Genomic DNA, 19,433 nt, shown 5'->3' on the forward strand with positions numbered 1-19,433 from the left:
GCTTTCTGTTCTGCACTGCGTCTGATTTCCGCGCGACTGGGGAAGTCGACCTTTGAGCGTCTACCGCAGAAGTCCGGACGCGGAGGGAGGTTGGCGGAATCAATTCTCCTCTGCGTCTAGCAATACCACGCCCTGGGGCGGATTGCTGTATAAGGCTCCCACGGTCTCATGTGGCAGGTAGGGCTCCTCCATGGAGGCGATTTCTTCGGGTGTGAGTTCCAAATCCAGGGCAGCCGCCGCATCGTCAAGATGCCGGGCCTTTGTGGCACCGATGATCGGTGAAGCAACGCCTTTGGCCCACTGCCAGGCGATGGCTGCCTGGGCCATAGGTACGCCATGCTGCTCTGCCACTTTTTGCACGCGGTCAATGATGGCCAGGTCGTTGTCTTCGGCCCTGTCGTACTTGCCGCGCGAAACCTTGTCAGTGGCGTTGCGCAGTTTGTCGGCGGTCCAGGTGGGCCGTGTCAGATGTCCGGCGGCCAGAGGGCTGTAGGGCATGAGCGAGACGTTCGTCTGTTTGCAGAAAGGTATCAGATTCTTCTCGTCCTCCCGGTAGAGCAGGTTGTAATGGTTCTCCATGGCGCTGTAAGGGGCCCAGCCGTTGTCTTGGGCGACTGTCTGCATATCCTCTGAAACTGGCTGGCGTACATGGCCGAGGCGCCCAGCGCTCGCCCCTTGCCAGCCTGGACCAGATTGTTCAGCGCTTCCATGGTCTCCTCGATGGGCGTTTCATAGTCGAACCTGTGGATGATGTAGAGGTCCAGGTAGTCGGTGCCCAGCCGTTTGAGCGTCCCATCAATCTCCCGATGGATGGCCTTGGATGAAAGTCGCCCCTCATTTGAAATAGACCTTGGAGGCGATGACCACCTGGTCGCGGCCCGTATGCCTCCTAAGCGCCTTTCCCAGATAGTCCTCACTGGTCCCGGCGGAGTAGCCGTTGGCTGTATCGAAGAAGGTGATGCCCCAGATCCAGTGCGTGCGCAACGACCGCGTCAGTCCCTTCCTCATCCAATGTCCAGTCGTGCATGGTGCCTGGTTTGCCGAAACTCATGCACCCCACGCAGACTTTCGATATGTTGATGCCCGTTTCGCCCAGTTTTGTGTATTGCATTCGAACCCCCTTGGCCTTCCTTGCTGCGGATGCAAGCATGCTAGCAAGTTCAAGTCGGTGGAAGTCTATTTATAAGATAGATGTAGTGTTTAGTTCACTGAACGGAAGATGATCTATGCTTGATGAACGCTGAAGCCTACTTTGGTGTGCTCCGAGCCAGTTCAATTTGAAAATTACAATGTTTGTGCGTTATCGATATCGACCGTGCAAGCATGCTAATGTACTTCCATTAAAGTCAAAGCGAGCTTTTCAAAATGCACGTTAAGAAGAGTAATGGAAGTACATCGTTTAACTTTTATAGTGTTTCAGTAATTGCTGCATCATTCAATCGCACTTGACCATAAAGACAGATATACAGGAATGTTCCCGCTTATGGACAGCTTAGTCCCATTAAGCGAGGAAGTACTCTGGTCAATGGGCAAAGCGGATTTGAATTCCTCCGCTAGGGTATAAATTCCACGGTATAACCAATAGGTATGATGATTTTTAGGACAGACGTAATAAGAGAATAAGTGCACTCTGCTTTCTGCGATTGTATTCAATTGAGGAAGAGATTGACTGATGAAATAGCTGGTTTTAGAAGCATCAGGATTATTGGAAATAGAGAAACGGGCTGCATTGTCCTTTCCTGGAAACAGTGCAAAGCATGTCTCGTTTTTAGCAGGACCATGTATTCGCCAAGCTACATCACACATACCAGAATCATAAAGTGGTGATTCATTCGTAATTAACTTGTCGGCCTCTTTGTTTTCAGTCATGAAATCGATAGCAAGCGACGGCTTTGTATAAGGCTGATTAATGGGTGGCACATTTATTTCCACTTGTGCATCGACGGAGAGTAGTTGCATCGCTTTGCCCCTTCTTTACCATTATGATTTACTGCATTCATTCGAGTGCTTTTGTAGCATCACTATGAATCGTCGTGATGGTGCAACCCTGCAAATTCAATTATATACATAGCTTCTATTAAGAAGTAATTTTATAGGAAAAACCGCTTCGAAATTAAAGATCAGCTCAGCAGTCACGCGATCAGTCAATATCAAAAAGGCTAGAGCGAAGAAAACTCCTAAAGCTCTACCTATGTAGATGGTCCAGCATGCCAGACTCGCGAAAGCATATGCTGCTCTTTTCAGGATGAGTTTGTAGGCGCAATGCAATGTGCGAGCTGAGGGTACTGTATCGACCAGACACCTACAAGAGCCACGGCAAGTGGACCCAGAGTATTTTCCTTTGCATGGTGTTTTATGGTGACACTGGTGAAAATGCCGGGGACCCAAACGCACCCGGTTGGAAATCGGGTAGTAAACACAAACCCATCTCCCAGTCTCATAGATGTGGCCTGAGCAATGCCTTCGGACTAATTGCCAACTGCGCATGCCATTATTCCCCGCTGATACAATTAACGTAAAAGTTGAAGTTAACCTTTAATGAGGAAGGCTCACGTGGCAAGTGGAAACGATATGAGCTGTGGTACTTTTTCGCATTTGTTGCGTTTCAAGCGCTCGCATTACCCGTATAGCGATAAGTATCTCCAAGAGGTGGGCAATTCGCCGGATAGTCATGCAAGGACGGAAAAACAGCATATGGTGCAGTGGTTTGCAGATAATGCAACGCATGGATCAGGCGCTTATTTCCGGCAGAGGCCGAATAGTAGTGCAAAAAAATGCTATAACAAATTGGAGAATGCTGCATTGTTGCTGTGGATTGCCGAGGCGGTCGGTATTGAAGAGTCGATCGTAGAAGCTGCTTTTGAGGCTGCGAGGCAGGCGGGAGACTATCGCCGGGCCTGCGGCGCAATCCGCAAGGTCATCACCTGGCCCATGATTATTGAATCCTTGTAATGGCATTGATGTAAATCAAATATAGTTTTCATTAAGTGTCGTGTCGGAGGTACTCGGCTTTCAGTGCAGATTGCGTAGAGCAAGGGTAGTTTTCGACATAGGTTCGGAAAGAAAGGGTTGCATATGCCCGAGATTATTTGTCCCAAATGCGGAACCGCATTCACCATTGACGAGGCCGGATATGCCGATATCCTGAAGCAGGTTCGTGATAAGGATTTTGACAGGCAGCTTCATGAACGGCTTGAGCAGACTGAACGTGAGAATAGCAAGATCCGCGAACTGGACAAGGCGCAGGCCGAGCAAACCTTGCAGAAGACCAAAAGCGCCAAGGATGCCCAGATACAGGAGCTGCAGGCAAAGCTGGAATCTGAGCAGGCTGCAAAGGAATTGGCTGTTTCAGAAGCCTTGCGGAAGGTCGAGAAGGAGAAAGACGATCTGAGCGCCAAACTGGATAAGGCCGAGTCGGAGAAGCAACAAGCGCTCGATCTGGCAGAGGCCAATTCCAAAAGCGAGCTGCAAAAGGCGGCTGCGGACAAAGAGGCCGAGATAGTCAAATTGCAGAATCAGCTTGATGCTTTTGAGTTGCAGAAGAAGCAGGAGCTTGCCCAGGCTCTGGGTCCGGTGGAGAAGGAGAGGGATGATTTCAAGGGCAGGCTTGAGAGGCTGCAGCTCGAGAAGGAGTCGGAGGAGAAGCTCTCCAAGGAGCAGCTGAAATCGCAGCTGCAGGCGGTCGTCGCGGACAAGGATTCCGAGATAGCAGAGTTGAAGAGCAACCTGGACAAGGCTGAGCTGCAGAGCAAGGTCGAGGCCAAGTCCCTCAAGGAGCGTTACGAGGTCCAGATCCAGGATCGTGACGAGCAGATTGAGCGGCTGCGTGATCTGAAGGCGAAGCTGTCCACCAAGATGGTGGGGGAGACGCTTGAGCAGCATTGCCAGATTGAATTCAATAAACTGCGGTCCACGGCCTTCCCCAATGCCTACTTCGAGAAAGACAACGATGCGCGGACGGGCAGCAAGGGCGACTTCATCTTCCGCGACAAGGATGATTCCGGCACGGAGATCGTGTCCATCATGTTCGAGATGAAGAATGAGATGGACACCACCTCCACCAAGCACAAGAACGAGGACTTTTTCAAGGAGCTCGACAAGGACAGGCGGGAGAAGGGCTGCGAGTACGCCATCATGGTCTCTCTGCTGGAGCCTGACAGTGACCTGTACAACACGGGTATCGTGGATGTCTCCTATCGCTACCCGAAAATGTATGTCGTCCGTCCGCAGTTCTTCATACCGATAATCACCCTGCTTCGTGATGCCGCCAAGAACTCTTTGCAATACAAGAACGAACTTGAAGAGGTGAAGGCACAGAACATCGATATAACGCATTTTGAGGACGAGTTGGAGTCTTTCAAGAGCGCTTTTGGCCGCAATTATGATATCGCTTCGAAGAAGTTCAAGACCGCAGTGGAGGAGATCGACAAATCCATCAACCACCTGAACAAGATCAAGGATGCCCTGCTGGGCTCCGAGAACCAGCTTCGTTTGGCCAACAACAAGGCGCAGGACGTGACCATACGAAGACTGACCAGAAACAATGAGACCATGAAAGCCAAGTTCGACGAAGTAAAGAAGTCAAAGGCGATAGAATCCTGAGACCGTGAACGTTGCAGTCATGTGAAGGGATGGATGTAGACGGCTTTCTTCAATTTTGTAGTCGGGCGGTCCATCCATATCTGACTGCGTCGTGGACCAGCGTGCTGTTTTGCTGCAAGTACGCTGGGATAGAAAAAACAAAGGCTCGGAATCCAAACGATTCCGAGCCTTATTGGTAGCGGGGTCAGGATTTGAACCTGAGACCTCTGGGTTATGAGCCCAGCGAGCTACCGAACTGCTCCACCCCGCGTCGGCTGTTCAACACAGCAGTTATCTATGTTACGGATTCCGGCGCACTTGTCAAGTCCGTGTGTGGGCATGCCTGCGCTGGGCCATAATGGAGTCATGCCTATTACCATCCCCACCGGATTGCCGGCCAGATCCATCCTGGATTCGGAGCGCATCTTCGCCCTGGAAAGCCACGAGGCGGAGCGCCAGGAAATGCGTCCGCTCAGGCTGGTCATCCTCAACCTGATGCCGACCAAGGTGGAGACCGAGACCCAGCTGCTGCGCCTGATCTCCAAGTCACCGCTGCAGGTGGAGATCGACTTCATGAAGACATCCACCCATCAGGCCGTGCACACCAGCATGGATCACCTGGTCAAGTTCTACGAGAATCTGGATTCCTTCCAGGACAACTGTTATGACGGTCTTGTCGTGACGGGCGCCCCGGTGGAGCAGATGGACTTCGAGCAGGTCGACTACTGGGATGAACTGACCCACATTCTGGACTGGGCCTCCACCCACGTCTTCTCCACTATGTATCTGTGCTGGGGGGCCATGGCCGGGCTTTACTACCGCCACGGCATCGCCAAGCGCGACCTGGATCGCAAGGTCTTCGGGGTCTTTCCCCAGTATCTGCAGGACGAGTACTGCTTCATCACCAATGGTTTCGACGAGATAGCCCTGCAGCCCCACTCCCGCTGGGCCGGGGTGGACGAGGACCAGGTGCGGGCCTGTCCGGATCTGCAGGTGCTGACCTGGGGTCCCCAGTCCGGCCCGGGGCTTATCAGCACCCAGGATTTCTCAGAGATTTTCGTGCTGGGTCACTGGGAGTACGACCGTGACACCCTGGCCCACGAGTACCAGCGCGACATGGCCAAGGGCCTGGATCAGGTGCCTTTTCCGGTCAACTACTATCCTCACGACGATCCGACGTTGGAGCCGATCTTCTCCTGGCGAGCCCACGCCAACCTGCTCTGGCGCAACTGGCTGAACTGGGTCTACGAGACCACCCCCTACGACTTGGACCAGGTGCCCACTCTGCGGGCTGCTGGCCGGCTAGGCACCGACCGATCTATCAGACACGCGCCTGCCAGCCCACGCACCGACGGTTATCGGCCCTTGACGGGTGACGGGTACGGGCTTATTCCGGGCGCTGTTAAGAGTTAATGACGATTGCATTAAGTTCATCATCGGCCTGTCCACGCCGCGGTGCGGATTGGACCTGCGGCCACTATTTGTGACACACTGGATGAATCTATGATTACCGTGGCTCGTGGTGTGGGCTACACTACCCATACGGTGCAGCCATGAGTCGCATGCGCGCTATAGTGTTCACTGTGTCGTTCAGGAGGCGATAGATGCTAGAGGCAATGGGAAGTGAAGCTTTCAGTCTGGCCATGGCCAAGCCGAGTGAGCTGCCTTCCATCGATGATTTCCTGCCTCCTGAGATTCTTTTCCAGGGAACGCCCTTTGCCATGAACCGGATCATCCTGATCAGATTCGTGGCCATGGTCATCATTCTTCTGGTGCTGGGGATCACTGCCGCAAGGGCCAAGCTGATTCCATCCCGCTGGCAGGGGGCAATTGAGTGGGTCATCGAGTTCATCCGTGACTCGGTCGTCTATGACACCTTGGGCGAGATTCGTGGCAAGCGCTACGTGCCCATGATCACGACCATCTTCCTGACCATCCTGGTCTTCAACCTCTGTGGCATCGTGCCAGGCATGAACATAGCTGCTACGGCCACTATCACCATGCCTCTGGTCTTCGCCATCTGGACTTTCTGCCAGTACATGGTGACGGGATTCCGGGAGCAGGGTGTCTGGGGCTACTTCAAGTCGGAGCTCTTCCCGGCTGGTGTGCCCTGGCCTCTCTATATTATTCTGACGCCCATCCAGCTTCTGGAGATGGTCATCGTCAAGCCGGCCTCTCTGACCATCCGACTCTTCGCCAACATGATCGCCGGCCATCTGCTGGTGGCGGTTACCCTGGCCTTTACCCAGTTCTACATTGTTGAGGTCAGCAATAAGGCTTTGGCACTGGCTGGCGTCGGCTGGTTTGTTCTGGGCTTCGCCCTGACGGCCTTTGAAATCTTTGTGGCGGCCCTTCAGGCCTACATCTTCGCCATCCTGACCACGGTTTACATCTCCATGAGTTACCCTGAAGAAGGTTGAGCGAAAAGAACAAGCCGCGGTCGGCGTTTTAAGCGGTCGCAGCACATATTCGTTGGTTCCGACCAGTAGACGGGGGTCGGGGCCGAACCACAATCCAAGAACCGGCAACGGTGGAGGAAAGGAAAATAAATGGACATCATCACACTTGCTGAGGTCTCCGGCAATCTGAGCATCCTGGGATACGGCATTGCAGCTCTCGGCCCCGCGCTGGGTCTGGGCATCGCCGTCGGCAAGACCGTCGAGAGCATGGCTCGCCAGCCTGAGATCAGCGGACAGCTGCGCACCACCATGTTCATCGGCCTGGCTCTGATCGAGGTGCTGGCCCTGCTGGGCTTCGTGGCGCTCTTCATCGCCTGAGCCGTGTGATTCTTGCATGATCCGGCTTCGATAAAGGAAAGGAGGAGCCAATGTACGCTCTAGCGGTAGGCAAAGGGATCAAGCTGTTTATTCCTCCGATTTACGACATCTTCTGGTCGCTGGTCATCCTGGTCATCCTGGCCGTCTTCTTCTACAAGTTCTTCATGCCTAAGTTCCAGGCCATCTTCGATGAGCGCTCGTCCAAGATCGAGGGCAACATCCAGAAGGCCGCCAAGGCTCGTGAAGAGGCGGATCAGGCCCGTAAGCAGTATCAGGATCAGCTGGGCAAGGCTCGTGTTGAGGCTTCCCAGATCCGTGATGACGCCCGCGCCGAGGCCTCCAGGATCGTGGCGGATGCCAGGACCCGGGCCGAGACCGAGGCCAACCAGATCACCGAGAACGCCCAGCGATCCCTCAAGACCCAGCAGCAGCAGGCGCTGGTCTCGCTCAAGGGCGAGGTGGGCACGCTGGCTACGGCTCTTGCCGGCAAAATCCTGGGCTCGCAGCTTCAGGATGATGCCGTGCAGTCCTCCATGATCGACTCGATCATCGCGGACCAGGGCTCGGACAAGCGGCAGGCAGGATGACTGATTGGCGGACGATGGGAACGTTGATTCCGCGAAAGGGGAGGTGACATGCGAGGAGAGACTTCGCTGAGCTCCGACAAGGAGACCAGGGCCAAGTATGCCCCTTTGCTCAAGAGCAAGGGGAAGGATGCCCTCCGTGTGGCCATGGAGCTCTATACCTTCGTGACCCTGCTCGATGCCAACAGGCCCCTGGAGCGTGCGCTGACCGACCCCTCCCGTCCTGCTGAGGACAAGTGGCGGGTGATCGACACCATCCTGGCTGATAAGGCCGATCCGCTGACCGTGGATATCCTCCATGATCTGACCGATCATCAGTGGAGCCGTGTGGTGCACATCGCCAACGCGGCCGAGGACATGTCAGTGGATGCCACCGCCTATTACGCCGATGCTCTGGGCATAACCAACCAGGTGGCCGGCGAGCTGGCTGAGATCCATTCGGCCCTGCTCGGGATGCCTCTGGTACTCTTCCGGCTCTCGGACGAGTACAGTGATTCCAAAGCCCGGGCCGACCTGCTCAGGGCGCTCCTTGACGGGCAGCATATGCATCCGGTCACCGAGCAGATGGCCCTGAACGCCACCATCGACCTGCGCGGACGGCGCTTCCCAGACACTATCGTTTGGTTGGTGGACCGCTTCTCCGAGCATATGGACCAGGTCATGGTCACCGTCACCACGGCGGTCTCCATGAAGGACGAGCAGGTCAGCCGCCTTCAGGAGGTCTACGGGCGCAAGCTGGGCAAGCCGGTCCACATCAACTCGGTGGTCGACCCCTCGGTCCTAGGCGGCATGAAGGTCCAGTACGGCTCGGTCTCCACCGACGGTACGGTGGCCACCCAACTGAAGCACCTGAAGCGGCGGATGGCCGTGGCAGGATGAGCAGGGGACCAACAGACTTGAACAAGAACAGAAATAAGGAGTGATCATGGCAGAAATGACCATTGATCCCGCCGTGGTGCGCAAGGCGCTCGACCAGTTCGTCGAGTCCTACAAGCCGACGGACACCCCCACCCAGGAGGTGGGCTACGTCCGTACGGCCGGTGACGGCATTGCGCATGTGGAGGGACTGCCTGGTTGCATGGCCAACGAGCTGCTGACCTTCGAGGACGGCACGCTGGGTCTGGCTTTCAACCTGGACGCCCGAGAGATCGGCGTGGTCATCCTGGGCGACTTCGCAGGTGTCGAAGAGGGCCAGGAAGTCCACAGGACCGGTGAGGTGCTTTCGGTGCCCGTCGGCGACGGCTATCTGGGGCGTACGGTCAACCCCCTGGGCGAGCCCATCGACGGCCTGGGCGAAATCAAGAGCGAGGGCCGCAGAATCCTGGAGGCTCAGGCCCCCGACGTCATGCACCGGCATCCCGTCGACGAGCCCCTGGCCACCGGCATCAAGGCCATCGACGCCATGACACCCATCGGCCGCGGTCAGCGCCAGCTGATCATCGGCGACCGGCAGACCGGCAAGACGGCCATCGCCATCGACACCATCATCAACCAGAAGCGCAACTGGGAGTCCGGAGACCCCAAGAAGCAGGTGCGGTGCATCTACGTGGCCATCGGTCAGAAGGGCACCACCATCGCCTCGGTCCGTTCCTCCCTGGAAGAGGCCGGCGCCATGGAGTACACCACCATCGTGGCCTCCCCGGCTTCCGACTCCGCGGGCTTCAAGTACATAGCCCCCTACACCGGTTCGGCCATCGGCCAGCACTGGATGTATGGAGGCAAGCACGTCCTGATCGTCTTCGACGACCTGAGCAAGCAGGCCGAGGCCTACCGGTCCATCTCCCTGCTGTTGCGTCGTCCGCCGGGGCGTGAGGCTTACCCTGGCGACGTCTTCTACCTGCATTCGCGTTTGCTGGAGCGCTGCGCGAAGCTCTCCGATGACCTGGGCGGCGGATCCATGACCGGTCTGCCCATCATCGAGACCAAGGCCAACGATGTTTCGGCCTACATTCCGACCAACGTGATCTCCATCACCGATGGCCAGATCTTCCTGCAGTCCGATCTGTTCAATTCCAACCAGCGTCCCGCCGTGGACGTGGGCATCTCCGTCTCCCGTGTGGGCGGCGCCGCACAGACCAAGGCCCTGAAGAAGGTCTCCTCGACCCTGAAGATCTCCCTGGCCCAGTACCGCTCCCTGCAGTCCTTCGCCATGTTCGCCTCGGATCTGGATGCGGCCTCCAAGGCCCAGCTGACCCGCGGTGCCAGGCTGACCGAGCTGCTCAAGCAGCCTCAGTTCACCCCCTACTCCATGGAGAAGCAGGTTGTCTCCGTCTGGGTGGGTACCCACGGCAAGCTGGATGATTTGGACCTGGAGGACGTGCTGCCCTTCGAGTCCGGGCTCCTGGACTACCTGGACCACAACACGGACATCCTCAAGACCATCCGCGACACGGAGGACTTCACCGACGACACTGAAAAGGCCCTGGATAAGGCCGTGGACGAGTTCGCCAAGACCTTCGTGACCCACAAGGGCCAGACCCTGGATGGCCACAAGGCCGATCAGGACCAGGAGCAGCCTGTGGCCGTCCAGCAGGAGAAGCTGGTGGCCGACGGCAAGAGCGGCAGCAAGGCCGGGAAGCGGTAGACCATGGCCTCACAACTCGCATTCAAGTCAAGGATCGCCTCCACTTCGGCATTGGAGAAGATCTTCAATGCCCAGGAGATGATAGCCTCCTCGCATATCGCCAAGGCCAGGACCGTGGCCCTGGAAGCGAAGCCTTACTCCGATGCGATCTTCGATGCAGTCCAGGCCCTGGTGGCCCACACGGACGACATCCGCCATCCCATTGTCAGGAAGGACGAGAAGAACCCGCGCGTGGCTGTTCTGGCGCTGACGGCCGACCGTGGCATGGCCGGGGCCTACACCTCCTCGGTCATCCGCGAGACGGAGTCCCTGCTGGCCCGACTGGACCAGCAGGGCCGACAGCCCCAGCTCTTCGTCTACGGTCGTCGCGGTGTCTCTTACTACCGCTACCGCAACCGCAGCATCGTCAAGACCTGGGAGGGTGACAGCGATCGGCCCGGCGTGGATGTGGCCAGGGAGATCTCCCAGGCACTGCTGGAAACCTATATGACTCCAGCGGCCAAGGGGGGCGTCTCCGAGCTCTACATCGTCTACACCGAATTCATCAACATGGTGGTGCAGAAGGTCCGGGTGCTGCGTATGCTGCCTCTGGAGCTGATCAGGCCGGACCAGGAGCAGCCTGAGGAGGCCATTGATGCCCCCGTGCCGGACGACGAACATGGGCGCCAGGGTGACCGCTATGCGGCCCTCTACGACTTTGAGCCCAACTCCCAGGAGGTGCTGGATGCCGTCCTGCCCAAGTACATTCAGTCGCGCATCCATGAATGCCTGCTCACTTCGGCCGCCTCGGAGACAGCCAGCAGGCAGAACGCCATGCACACCGCCACTGATAACGCCAAGGGGCTGATCGATGACCTGACCCGCAGGCTCAATGCCAGCCGCCAGGCGGCCATCACGCAGGAACTTACCGAGATCGTCGGCAGCGCCGATGCGCTCAACAAAGAGGAAGAGTAGGAACGCCAATGGTTGCACAGCAAGAACAGCCGACCACAGCGAGCCGCAAGCCGGATTCGGCCTCCATGGGGCGCGTCACCCGAGTCCAGGGTTCGGTCATCGATGTGGAGTTCCCGGCAGGTCACCTGCCGGACATCTACAATGCCCTGACCGTGAATCTGAGCCAGTCCTCGAACACCGAGGGCGAGTCGCTGACCACCATCATGCTGGAGGTGGAGCAGCACCTGGGCGATTCCACGGTCCGCACCGTGGCCCTGAAGCCCACCGACGGCCTGGTCCGCGGCGCCACCGTCACCGATACGGGCGGGCCCATCATGGTGCCCGTGGGCGACGTGACCAAGGGGCACGTCTTCGACGTGGCCGGCAACATCCTCAACAAGAAGGAGGGTGAGCAGATCAAGGTCACCGAACGGTGGCCCATCCATCGCAACCCGCCCGCCTTCGATCAGCTGGAGTCCAAGACCCAGATGTTCGAAACCGGCATCAAGGTCATCGACCTGCTGACCCCTTACGTGGAGGGCGGCAAGATCGGCCTGTTCGGCGGCGCAGGCGTGGGCAAGACCGTGCTCATCCAGGAGATGATCCAGCGCGTGGCGCAGAACCACGGCGGCGTCTCCGTCTTCGCGGGCGTGGGAGAGCGTACCCGTGAGGGCAACGACCTGATCGGCGAGATGGACGAGGCCGGCGTGCTGGAGAAGACCGCACTGGTCTTCGGCCAGATGGACGAGCCCCCGGGGACCCGTCTGCGCGTGCCACTGACCGCCCTGACCATGTCTGAGTATTTCCGCGACGTGGAGAACCAGGATGTGCTGCTCTTCATCGACAACATCTTCCGGTTCACCCAGGCCGGCTCCGAGGTCTCCACCCTGCTGGGCCGCATGCCATCGGCCGTGGGCTACCAGCCCAACCTGGCCGACGAGATGGGTGCCCTGCAGGAGAGGATCACCTCGACTCGTGGCCATTCGATCACCTCCCTGCAGGCCATCTACGTGCCGGCCGATGATTACACCGACCCGGCGCCTGCGACCACCTTCGCCCACCTGGACGCAACCACCGAGCTCAGCCGTGACATCGCCTCCCAGGGCATCTACCCGGCTGTGGATCCGCTGGCATCCACCTCCAGGATTCTGGACCCGCGCTATGTGGGGCAGGCCCACTATGACTGCGCCAACCGGGTCAAGGCCATCCTGCAGAGGAACAAGGAGCTCCAGGACATCATCGCCCTGATCGGCATCGATGAGCTGGGCGAAGAGGACAAGACCACCGTCAACCGCGCCCGCAAAATCGAGCAGTTCCTGGGCCAGAACTTCTACGTGGCTGAGAAGTTCACCGGTCGCAAGGGCTCCTACGTGCCTGCGGACGAGACCATCGAGGCCTTCACCCGCATCTGCGACGGTGCCTACGACGACGTGCCCGAGCAGGCATTCTCCGGCATCGGCGGCATCGACGACCTTGAGCACAAGTGGCACGATATGCAGAAAGAATACCGGTAGTCATGGCGGACACAGGCAAGGCTTCCATGCAGGTCAACATCGTCTCGGCGGACAGGCCCATCTGGTCGGGTCAGGCGCGGTCGGTCACCGTGCCCGGCACCAAGGGGTCCATGGGCATCATGCCCGACCACGAGCCGGTGCTGGCCCTGCTGCAGGAGGGCAACATCCGGGTTCAGGCCACCGATGGCAGTCGTCAGTCCTTCCATGTGGACAGCGGATTCGCTTCCTTCGACAGCAACAAGCTGACTGTGGCCGTGGACCACTACCTGGAGGATGCTGATCAGGGACAACAGTCCTGACTTCCTTTCCTCTTCTGCCCGGCTGGTGCACTTGCATCGGCCGGGCTTTTTCTTTTTCGCCTGGAACAACGACTGATATATTGGCACCTGTGCGAATCATTGTTGCCGACTGCTCCGCCGAATACTCCGGACGTCTCAATGCCAGCCTGCCGCCGGCCAGGCGCGTTCTGCTGATCAAGGCCGACATGAGCTGTCTGATCTTTTCGGAACTGGGCTCCTACAAGCCCCTGAACTGGATGTGCGCCCCCTGCACCATCAGGGAGATCGAACCCGAGGAGGCGAGCAGGGACGACGCAGATGCCAAGGCTGGTTCCGAGGCCGGGACCGGGCCGGATGAGGTAGTCGAAGCTGCCGCGCCCGATGCGCTGATCGCCCAGGAGCAGGATCAGGACCAGGCTCGGCCTGTCCGTAAGGTCCTGCGTGTTTCGGCGGTCAAATCCAGCGATGTACTCACCATCAGGCTCTACCAGGTCTATGCCGATGACAGCTACGACCTGGGGATGGATCCCGGCTTGGTCAAGGACGGTGTGGAGGCGCATCTGCAGCGTTACCTGGCTGAACAGATCGACCGGATCGGTCCGGGGGCCACCCTGGTCCGCCGGGAGTATCCCACGCCCATCGGCCCAGTGGACATCATGGCCGTGGATGGCCAGGGACGGCATGTGGCCATCGAGATCAAGCGGCATGGGGGCATCGACGGGGTGGAACAGCTGACCCGCTACTGCCGTCTGCTCAATCGCGACCCCCTGCTGGCCCCTGTTCGTGGGATCTTCGCGGCCCAGACCATTACACCCCAGGCCAGGGTTCTTGCCGAGGACAGGGGATTCGAGTGCCTGATCCTGGATTACGAGGCCATGAAGGGCGCTGATAGCGATGAACTGACCCTCTTTTGAGACGGTTTTCAGTCTTGTATCGTCTTGCATAGTCAATATGTCAGGCAGCTCACATAGATTCTCATTTGGCTCTATAAGACCCGAAAAGCTACTAGATATTGGGGTTTATGGCCTGACACGCCACTACAGGTGGTATTGTGCTTGCGTCTGGGATTGTGTAGAGTGCAAACGACAGGTTCCAACCAGAGGGCTATAGGGCTTGGAACATAACGGCTACATGTAAGGGAGAGGCGATCATGTCCATCACGGTCTACACCAAGGCGCACTGTCCCCAGTGTGATGCCACCAAGCGTCAGTTGACCAAGCAGGGGCTGGAGTTCGAGCAGGTGGATTTGACCGAGGATCAGACCTTGATCGACCAGTTCATCGCCCAGGGATTCAAGCAGACCCCCATCGTAGTCACTGACCAGGAGACGTGGAGCGGGTATCGCCCCGATCTGATCAGGAAGGTAGCACAGAGCGCCAAGGTCTTTGCCTGATCAAAGCACTCGGAGCCCGGTTCACGAATATGTGGACCGGGCTTTTTTCATAGCCTGGCCAGCAGTCGGGTTAGTGCAAATCGCGTTGTGCGCCTACTTGGTTAGTAGATGCTCGGTAGGTAAGTAATTGGCTGATTTTTGTTCTGCAAGTGCTTAATCAGCTGGACTTGTTTGATTGGGCACTGCCTACTTGATAGGTGTTGCAATGACAGAGAGGCCATCTGTGGTTTTGGAGTGTATCCGACAGTTTCAGAAGGCATGATCTGCAGGTGTCGGTTGGCCTTTGTCGACCAGTGGTCATCTCATTGGTGCTCTTTGCTTGCGGCATAAATACGAATCGCCGTCGAAGTTGCTGTGAGAGCGGATGATAACGCGGTATCCGGTATTCGTATATCCGAAAGCAGAGGAAACCGGCTCGCGTTCCCTAGGATGGTCCACTATATGCCGCAGGCGGCGGGAAGCGGGCGAGAAGCAGTGAAGAGGAGACGATGAACAGGACTCAAGCAAGTAGGGGGGTGGGGGCATGAATTGGACCTTCATGGCGCAGAATCTGCATTTCTTCGTCAATGCGGCCTATGTCACGGTCTTCATCTCCTTCTTCGGCGTGGTGTTTTCCATGCTGATCGGGCTGGTCTGCGCCGGGCTGGAGGTCTTCAGGATTCCCCTGCTCTCGCAGGTGGCCAGGGTATACATCGAGCTGTCAAGAAACACCCCGCTCCTGGTTCAGCTCTACTTTCTGTATTTCGGGTTGCCCAAGCTTGGGGTCAACTGGAGCGCACAGACCTGCGCCGTCGTCGGGCTGGCCTTCCTGGGTGGCTCCTACATGGCCGAGGCCATGCGTGGCGGACTGGAGGCGGTGCCTCGGGTGCAGACCGAGTCAGCCCGCGTCCTGGGATTCACACGAGCCCAGACCCTGTCCAGAATCGTGCTGCCCCAGGCTCTGAGCAGCGCCATACCTGGCGTGGTGGCCAACATCATCTTCCTTATCAAGGAGTCCTCGGTGGTCTCGGCCATCGCTCTGGCCGACGTCATGTATGTCACCAAGGACCTGATGGGCACCTCCTATGACACCTACGAGTCCCTGACCCTGCTCATCGTCACCTATCTGGTTATCCTGCTGCCCATCTCCGTCATCGGAACCGTTCTTGAGCGGAGGTTCGACTATGCACGGCGTTGAGGTGCTCTTCCAGCCAGGGGTCATGCCCAGGCTCTTCCAGGGGCTCTGGGTGACCGTCTGGATAGCCGGCGTTTCGGTCCTGCTCTCCCTGCCCTTGGGCTTGGTGGTCGGATGGCTGATGACACTGCGCAACCGTCTAGTTCGCTTCCTGATGAGGATCTATCTGGACTTCATTCGTATCATGCCCCAGCTGGCCCTGCTCTTCATCGCCTTCTACGGGCTGTCCAGGGCTTGGAACCTGAATCTGGACGCCACCGGCGCCTGCCTGCTGGTCTTCGTGCTCTGGGGCGGGGCCGAGCTGGGCGACCTGGTCCGCGGGGCCCTGCAGTCCATTCCCCGTACCCAGGTGGAGTCGGCCTATGTGCTGGGATTGGGTTCCTGGCAGACCTTCTCCAGGATCATCCTTCCGCAGGCCCTGCGCCGACTGCTGCCGGCCAGCGTCAACCTGGCCACCAGGATCGTCAAGACCACCTCCCTGGCCGCACTGCTGGGAGTCATCGAGGTCATCAAGGTGGGTCAGCAGATCATCGATGTCAACCGTTTCGCCTATCCCCAGGCGACCCTGTGGATCTACGGGGTGATCTTCTTCATGTATTTCTTCATCTGCTGGCCCCTGTCCCTGGTGGCCCGGCATCTGGAAAAGAGGTGGGCCCATGACTGAGGGGCAGACGACGGCGAACCAGGCACAGGACGAACAGGAGGAGCGGGCGGTGCTGACCGTCGAGCATCTGGTCAAGCAGTATCCGCAGGCGCAGAGCCCTGTACTCAACGACATCTCCTTCCAGGTGCCCAAGGGCAAGGTCTTTGTGGTCCTGGGTCCTTCGGGCTCAGGCAAATCCACCCTGCTGCGGACCATAGCCGGGCTGGAGCCCATACAGGGCGGCCGCATCCTTCTGGACGGTCAGGTGGTGGAGACCGGTCATCCCCTGGGTAAGCACGGCGGAGGTCCTGGAGGCCTGATGTCGGGCAGCCGCAGCTCCGACCTGCGCACCAGGATCGGGATGGTCTTCCAGAGCTATGACCTCTTCCCCAACAGGACCGTGCTGGACAACGTGACCCTGGCGCCCGTCCTGGTCCAGAAGCGCAAGCGGGACCAGGCACGGCAGGAGGCTCTGGAGCTGCTGGACCGGGTTGGTCTGGCCGACCGCCGGGATGCCTGGCCCAGCCAGCTCTCAGGCGGCCAGCGGCAAAGGGTGGCCATCTGCCGGGCGCTCATCCTCCATCCCGAAATCATGCTCTTTGACGAGGTGACCGCGGCTCTGGATCCTGAGATGGTCCGCGAGGTCCTCCAGGTCATTCTGGAGCTGGCCGACCAGGGGCTGACCATGATGATCGTCACCCACGAGATGGCCTTCGCCAGGGGCATCGCCGACCACATCGTCCTTCTGGATGGAGGCACCCTGGTCGAGCAGTCCGACGACCCGGAGGCCTTCTTCACCCACCCGGCCACTGACCGGGCGCAACGCTTCCTGTCCACCTTCACCTACGAGCGCAGGCGGGATCAGGACCAGGATCAGGAGTCCCGATGAGGACTCCGCATATTCGTCCGGCGGCATTCGCCGGAACCGTCCCCAGGGGCGGCCAAAGGAAAGAGAATAGGAAAAGAGGGATCATGACCGCAAGGGTAATGAACCGATTGATACGGGCGGCGCTGGCCACGGGGGCGACGATCGCAATGATGGCTTCCATGGCGGCCTGCGGCCCTTCGGCGGCCACCCCCAGTGAGGCTGGAAGCGGCTCGGGGAGCAACTCCGGCTCCTCGGCGGCATCCGGGTCTGCACGCACCCCGGAGCAGATCACCAAGTCCGGGAAGCTCAAGGTGGCGGTCTTCACCGACAAGGCCCCCTTCGGCTACGTGGACAAGGACGGCAAGAACCAAGGCTACGACGTGGTCCTGGCCGAGCGCCTGGCCAAGGATCTGGGCGTCAAGCCCGAATACACCTCGGTGGACCCGGCCGCCCGGGTGGACGTGCTGTCCAGCAACAAGGTGGACGTGGTCCTGGCCAACTTCACCGTCACCGATGATCGCGCTCGCAAGGTGGACTTCGCCAAGCCTTATATGAAGGTCTTCCTGGGCGTGGTTTCCCCGGATTCGGCGCCGATCAAAGATGTCAAGGAGCTGAACGGCAAGACCCTGATCATCGCCAAGGGGACCACGGCCGAGCCCTACTTCGAACAGCACTACCCGGAAGTCAAGCTACAGAAGTATGACCAGTACGCCGATGCCTACAACGCCTTGCTGGACCACCGTGGCGACGCCATGAGCACCGACAACACCGAGGTGCTGGCCTGGGCCAAGGCCAACAAGGGCTTCTCGGTGGGCATCACCAAGCTCGGGGACGAGGCGGTCATCGCTCCGGCCGTGCGCAAGGGGAACAAGCCCCTGTTGGACTACATCAACAAGGAGCTAGTCAAGCTGGGCCAGGAGCAGTTCTTCCATGAGGACTACCGCAAGACCCTGGAGCCGGTCTACGGCAGCGAGGCCAACCCCGACGAGATCGTGGTCGAGGGCGGCAAGGACTGACCCGGCCGTCCGGTTTATGGCAGGGGCCCGTACCCATCCGAATGCGACTGGATGGGTACGGGTCCCTGTTTCTGCCTGAGTTGGGGGATTGTCTGGTCAGTAGGCGGCCAAAATATCGACCACGAAGATCAGGGTCGAATTGGCCGGGATGCTCTGCTGTTTCTGGCTGCCATAACCCAGCTCGGGCGGAATGACCAGAAGAACCTGAGAGCCTACGGTTTGGCCGGCCAGACCCTGCTGCCAGCCCTTGACCACCTGGTCCAGACTGAAGTCGCTGGCCTCACCCCTGTCCCAGGAGGAGTCGAACTGCTTGCCGTCGGCGGCCAGCCAGCCGGTGTAGTTGGCGCTGACGCTCTGATGCTCGCCGACCTTGGCGCCCCTGCCCTTGATCAGGGGCTGGACGACCAGTCCTGCCTTGGGCTTATACCCGTTGAGATCCAGTGAGGGCTTGCCCTTGTCGTCCAGGCTGATCCTGGGCAGATCGCTGGGCAGGTCGGTCACCTTCTGACCCTGGGCGCGGGTCAGGTTCTTGGACCGGGAGACGAAGGTCAGGGCCATAATATATGAGTCGGTCGCCTGGCTGCTGCCGGAGCCTGACTCATCGATGCCCACGGCCACGGTGGAGTTGACCTTGAGGCCCTTGAAGGTGTCATAGTAGGCCGGGATGGATTTCCTGCTGATGACGATGGAGCACTCCGGGCTGCTCTTGTCCCAGGTGGAGTTGATCACCTTGCCGGTCTTGGCATCCAGGGCCAGACTCCTTGTGCATACGCGGTCCCCGTCGCGGATGACCTCGCCGTTGCCCTCCTGGATGACCTGGTGGGTCTGGTTCTCGACCTTGAAGGGGGTTTTGAAGCTGATGTCGGGCTTGCTGCCAGGTTTGCCGCTGGCTGATACGCCCTGCATGGTGTCGCCCGAGTGCCCGCCTCCGTCAGAGTTCCCGCTACAGGCTGACAGTCCGAGACATAGGGCAAGAGCGGTCATGGCGCCCAGTAGACGCTTGCTGCCTGATTTCCTTGCGATGATGGTCATAAATGACCAGTTTAGGGCTCATGGGTGATTTCCCGGTGCCGGAAACCATCTCATAG

General features: G+C 58.7%; 20 protein-coding genes, 1 tRNA gene and 1 pseudogene. 17 read left to right on the forward strand and 5 right to left on the reverse strand.

Features of this window, described 5'->3' with window-relative positions; translation table 11 throughout:
• Positions 1-99: 99 nt before the first annotated feature.
• The 3 genes and pseudogenes from H3U89_RS08370 to H3U89_RS04595 form a co-directional block, all read right to left on the reverse strand.
• On the reverse strand, positions 100-624 hold the full coding sequence (locus H3U89_RS08370) for an aldo/keto reductase (RefSeq protein ID WP_232345523.1): 525 nt from the start codon (positions 622-624) through the stop codon (positions 100-102).
• Positions 531-1,008: pseudogene (locus tag H3U89_RS08375) on the reverse strand (aldo/keto reductase). The gene H3U89_RS08370 and the pseudogene H3U89_RS08375 overlap by 94 nt, the downstream one beginning before the upstream one ends.
• Positions 1,009-1,431: 423 nt before the next feature.
• A complete protein-coding gene (locus H3U89_RS04595; protein ID WP_198178325.1) occupies positions 1,432-1,959 on the reverse strand; it encodes a hypothetical protein in 528 nt (175 codons plus the stop codon).
• A gap of 594 nt (positions 1,960-2,553) precedes the next feature.
• On the opposite strand from H3U89_RS04595, the gene H3U89_RS04600 reads away from it, so the two are divergent.
• Both H3U89_RS04600 and H3U89_RS04605 read left to right on the forward strand, forming a co-directional pair.
• A complete protein-coding gene (locus H3U89_RS04600; protein WP_198178324.1) occupies positions 2,554-2,952 on the forward strand; it encodes a hypothetical protein in 399 nt (132 codons plus the stop codon).
• A gap of 123 nt (positions 2,953-3,075) precedes the next feature.
• The gene (locus H3U89_RS04605; protein ID WP_198178323.1) at positions 3,076-4,602 is read left to right on the forward strand and encodes a DUF2130 domain-containing protein; all 1,527 of its coding nucleotides are present in this window, start codon (positions 3,076-3,078) and stop codon (positions 4,600-4,602) included.
• A 173-nt stretch (positions 4,603-4,775) separates the two neighbouring features.
• Here the strand turns inward: H3U89_RS04605 and H3U89_RS04610 are convergent.
• Positions 4,776-4,852, reverse strand: a tRNA-Met gene (locus H3U89_RS04610).
• Positions 4,853-4,947: 95 nt separating this feature from the next.
• On the opposite strand from H3U89_RS04610, the gene H3U89_RS04615 reads away from it, so the two are divergent.
• The 15 genes from H3U89_RS04615 (at position 4,948) to H3U89_RS04685 (ending at position 18,345) form a co-directional block, all read left to right on the forward strand.
• Positions 4,948-5,994 carry a homoserine O-succinyltransferase gene (locus H3U89_RS04615; protein WP_198178322.1) on the forward strand — a complete coding sequence of 349 codons (1,047 nt, stop codon included), beginning with the start codon at positions 4,948-4,950 and terminating at the stop codon, positions 5,992-5,994.
• A 191-nt stretch (positions 5,995-6,185) separates the two neighbouring features.
• Positions 6,186-7,001, forward strand: a complete 816-nt coding sequence (gene atpB / locus H3U89_RS04620) for a F0F1 ATP synthase subunit A (protein ID WP_154312856.1) — start codon at positions 6,186-6,188, stop codon at positions 6,999-7,001.
• Between the two features lie 129 nt (positions 7,002-7,130).
• On the forward strand, positions 7,131-7,358 hold the full coding sequence (atpE, locus tag H3U89_RS04625) for an ATP synthase F0 subunit C (protein WP_015022486.1): 228 nt from the start codon (positions 7,131-7,133) through the stop codon (positions 7,356-7,358).
• A gap of 50 nt (positions 7,359-7,408) precedes the next feature.
• Positions 7,409-7,945 (forward strand): F0F1 ATP synthase subunit B, encoded by a 537-nt coding sequence (locus tag H3U89_RS04630; protein ID WP_045935802.1) that lies wholly within the window; start codon positions 7,409-7,411, stop codon positions 7,943-7,945.
• 48 nt (positions 7,946-7,993) lie between these two features.
• The gene (locus H3U89_RS04635; RefSeq protein ID WP_045924884.1) at positions 7,994-8,821 is read left to right on the forward strand and encodes a F0F1 ATP synthase subunit delta; all 828 of its coding nucleotides are present in this window, start codon (positions 7,994-7,996) and stop codon (positions 8,819-8,821) included.
• 46 nt (positions 8,822-8,867) lie between these two features.
• A complete protein-coding gene (gene atpA / locus H3U89_RS04640) occupies positions 8,868-10,526 on the forward strand; it encodes a F0F1 ATP synthase subunit alpha (protein ID WP_198178321.1) in 1,659 nt (552 codons plus the stop codon).
• Between the two features lie 3 nt (positions 10,527-10,529).
• On the forward strand, positions 10,530-11,480 hold the full coding sequence (locus H3U89_RS04645) for a F0F1 ATP synthase subunit gamma (protein ID WP_045935799.1): 951 nt from the start codon (positions 10,530-10,532) through the stop codon (positions 11,478-11,480).
• Positions 11,481-11,488: 8 nt separating this feature from the next.
• The gene (gene atpD, locus H3U89_RS04650; protein ID WP_045935798.1) at positions 11,489-12,973 is read left to right on the forward strand and encodes a F0F1 ATP synthase subunit beta; all 1,485 of its coding nucleotides are present in this window, start codon (positions 11,489-11,491) and stop codon (positions 12,971-12,973) included.
• A gap of 2 nt (positions 12,974-12,975) precedes the next feature.
• A complete protein-coding gene (locus tag H3U89_RS04655; protein ID WP_198178320.1) occupies positions 12,976-13,272 on the forward strand; it encodes a F0F1 ATP synthase subunit epsilon in 297 nt (98 codons plus the stop codon).
• 89 nt (positions 13,273-13,361) lie between these two features.
• Positions 13,362-14,165, forward strand: a complete 804-nt coding sequence (gene nucS / locus H3U89_RS04660; protein ID WP_198178319.1) for an endonuclease NucS — start codon at positions 13,362-13,364, stop codon at positions 14,163-14,165.
• Between the two features lie 236 nt (positions 14,166-14,401).
• The gene (nrdH, locus tag H3U89_RS04665; protein WP_015022478.1) at positions 14,402-14,644 is read left to right on the forward strand and encodes a glutaredoxin-like protein NrdH; all 243 of its coding nucleotides are present in this window, start codon (positions 14,402-14,404) and stop codon (positions 14,642-14,644) included.
• 523 nt (positions 14,645-15,167) lie between these two features.
• A complete protein-coding gene (locus H3U89_RS04670) occupies positions 15,168-15,821 on the forward strand; it encodes an amino acid ABC transporter permease (RefSeq protein ID WP_198178318.1) in 654 nt (217 codons plus the stop codon).
• Positions 15,808-16,482: an amino acid ABC transporter permease gene (locus H3U89_RS04675; RefSeq protein WP_198178317.1), complete on the forward strand. Its 675-nt coding sequence runs from the start codon at positions 15,808-15,810 to the stop codon at positions 16,480-16,482. The genes H3U89_RS04670 and H3U89_RS04675 overlap by 14 nt, the downstream gene beginning before the upstream one ends.
• The gene (locus H3U89_RS04680) at positions 16,475-17,350 is read left to right on the forward strand and encodes an amino acid ABC transporter ATP-binding protein (protein WP_232345526.1); all 876 of its coding nucleotides are present in this window, start codon (positions 16,475-16,477) and stop codon (positions 17,348-17,350) included. The genes H3U89_RS04675 and H3U89_RS04680 overlap by 8 nt, the downstream gene beginning before the upstream one ends.
• 83 nt (positions 17,351-17,433) lie before the next feature.
• Positions 17,434-18,345 (forward strand): cysteine ABC transporter substrate-binding protein, encoded by a 912-nt coding sequence (locus H3U89_RS04685; protein WP_198178316.1) that lies wholly within the window; start codon positions 17,434-17,436, stop codon positions 18,343-18,345.
• A 96-nt stretch (positions 18,346-18,441) separates the two neighbouring features.
• Here H3U89_RS04685 and H3U89_RS04690 read toward each other — a convergent pair whose 3' ends face one another.
• The gene (locus tag H3U89_RS04690) at positions 18,442-19,377 is read right to left on the reverse strand and encodes an FKBP-type peptidyl-prolyl cis-trans isomerase (protein ID WP_198178315.1); all 936 of its coding nucleotides are present in this window, start codon (positions 19,375-19,377) and stop codon (positions 18,442-18,444) included.
• Positions 19,378-19,433 lie beyond the last annotated feature (56 nt).

The organism is Bifidobacterium sp. W8104 (assembly GCF_016100735.1).
Taxonomy (GTDB): domain Bacteria; phylum Actinomycetota; class Actinomycetes; order Actinomycetales; family Bifidobacteriaceae; genus Bombiscardovia; species Bombiscardovia choladohabitans.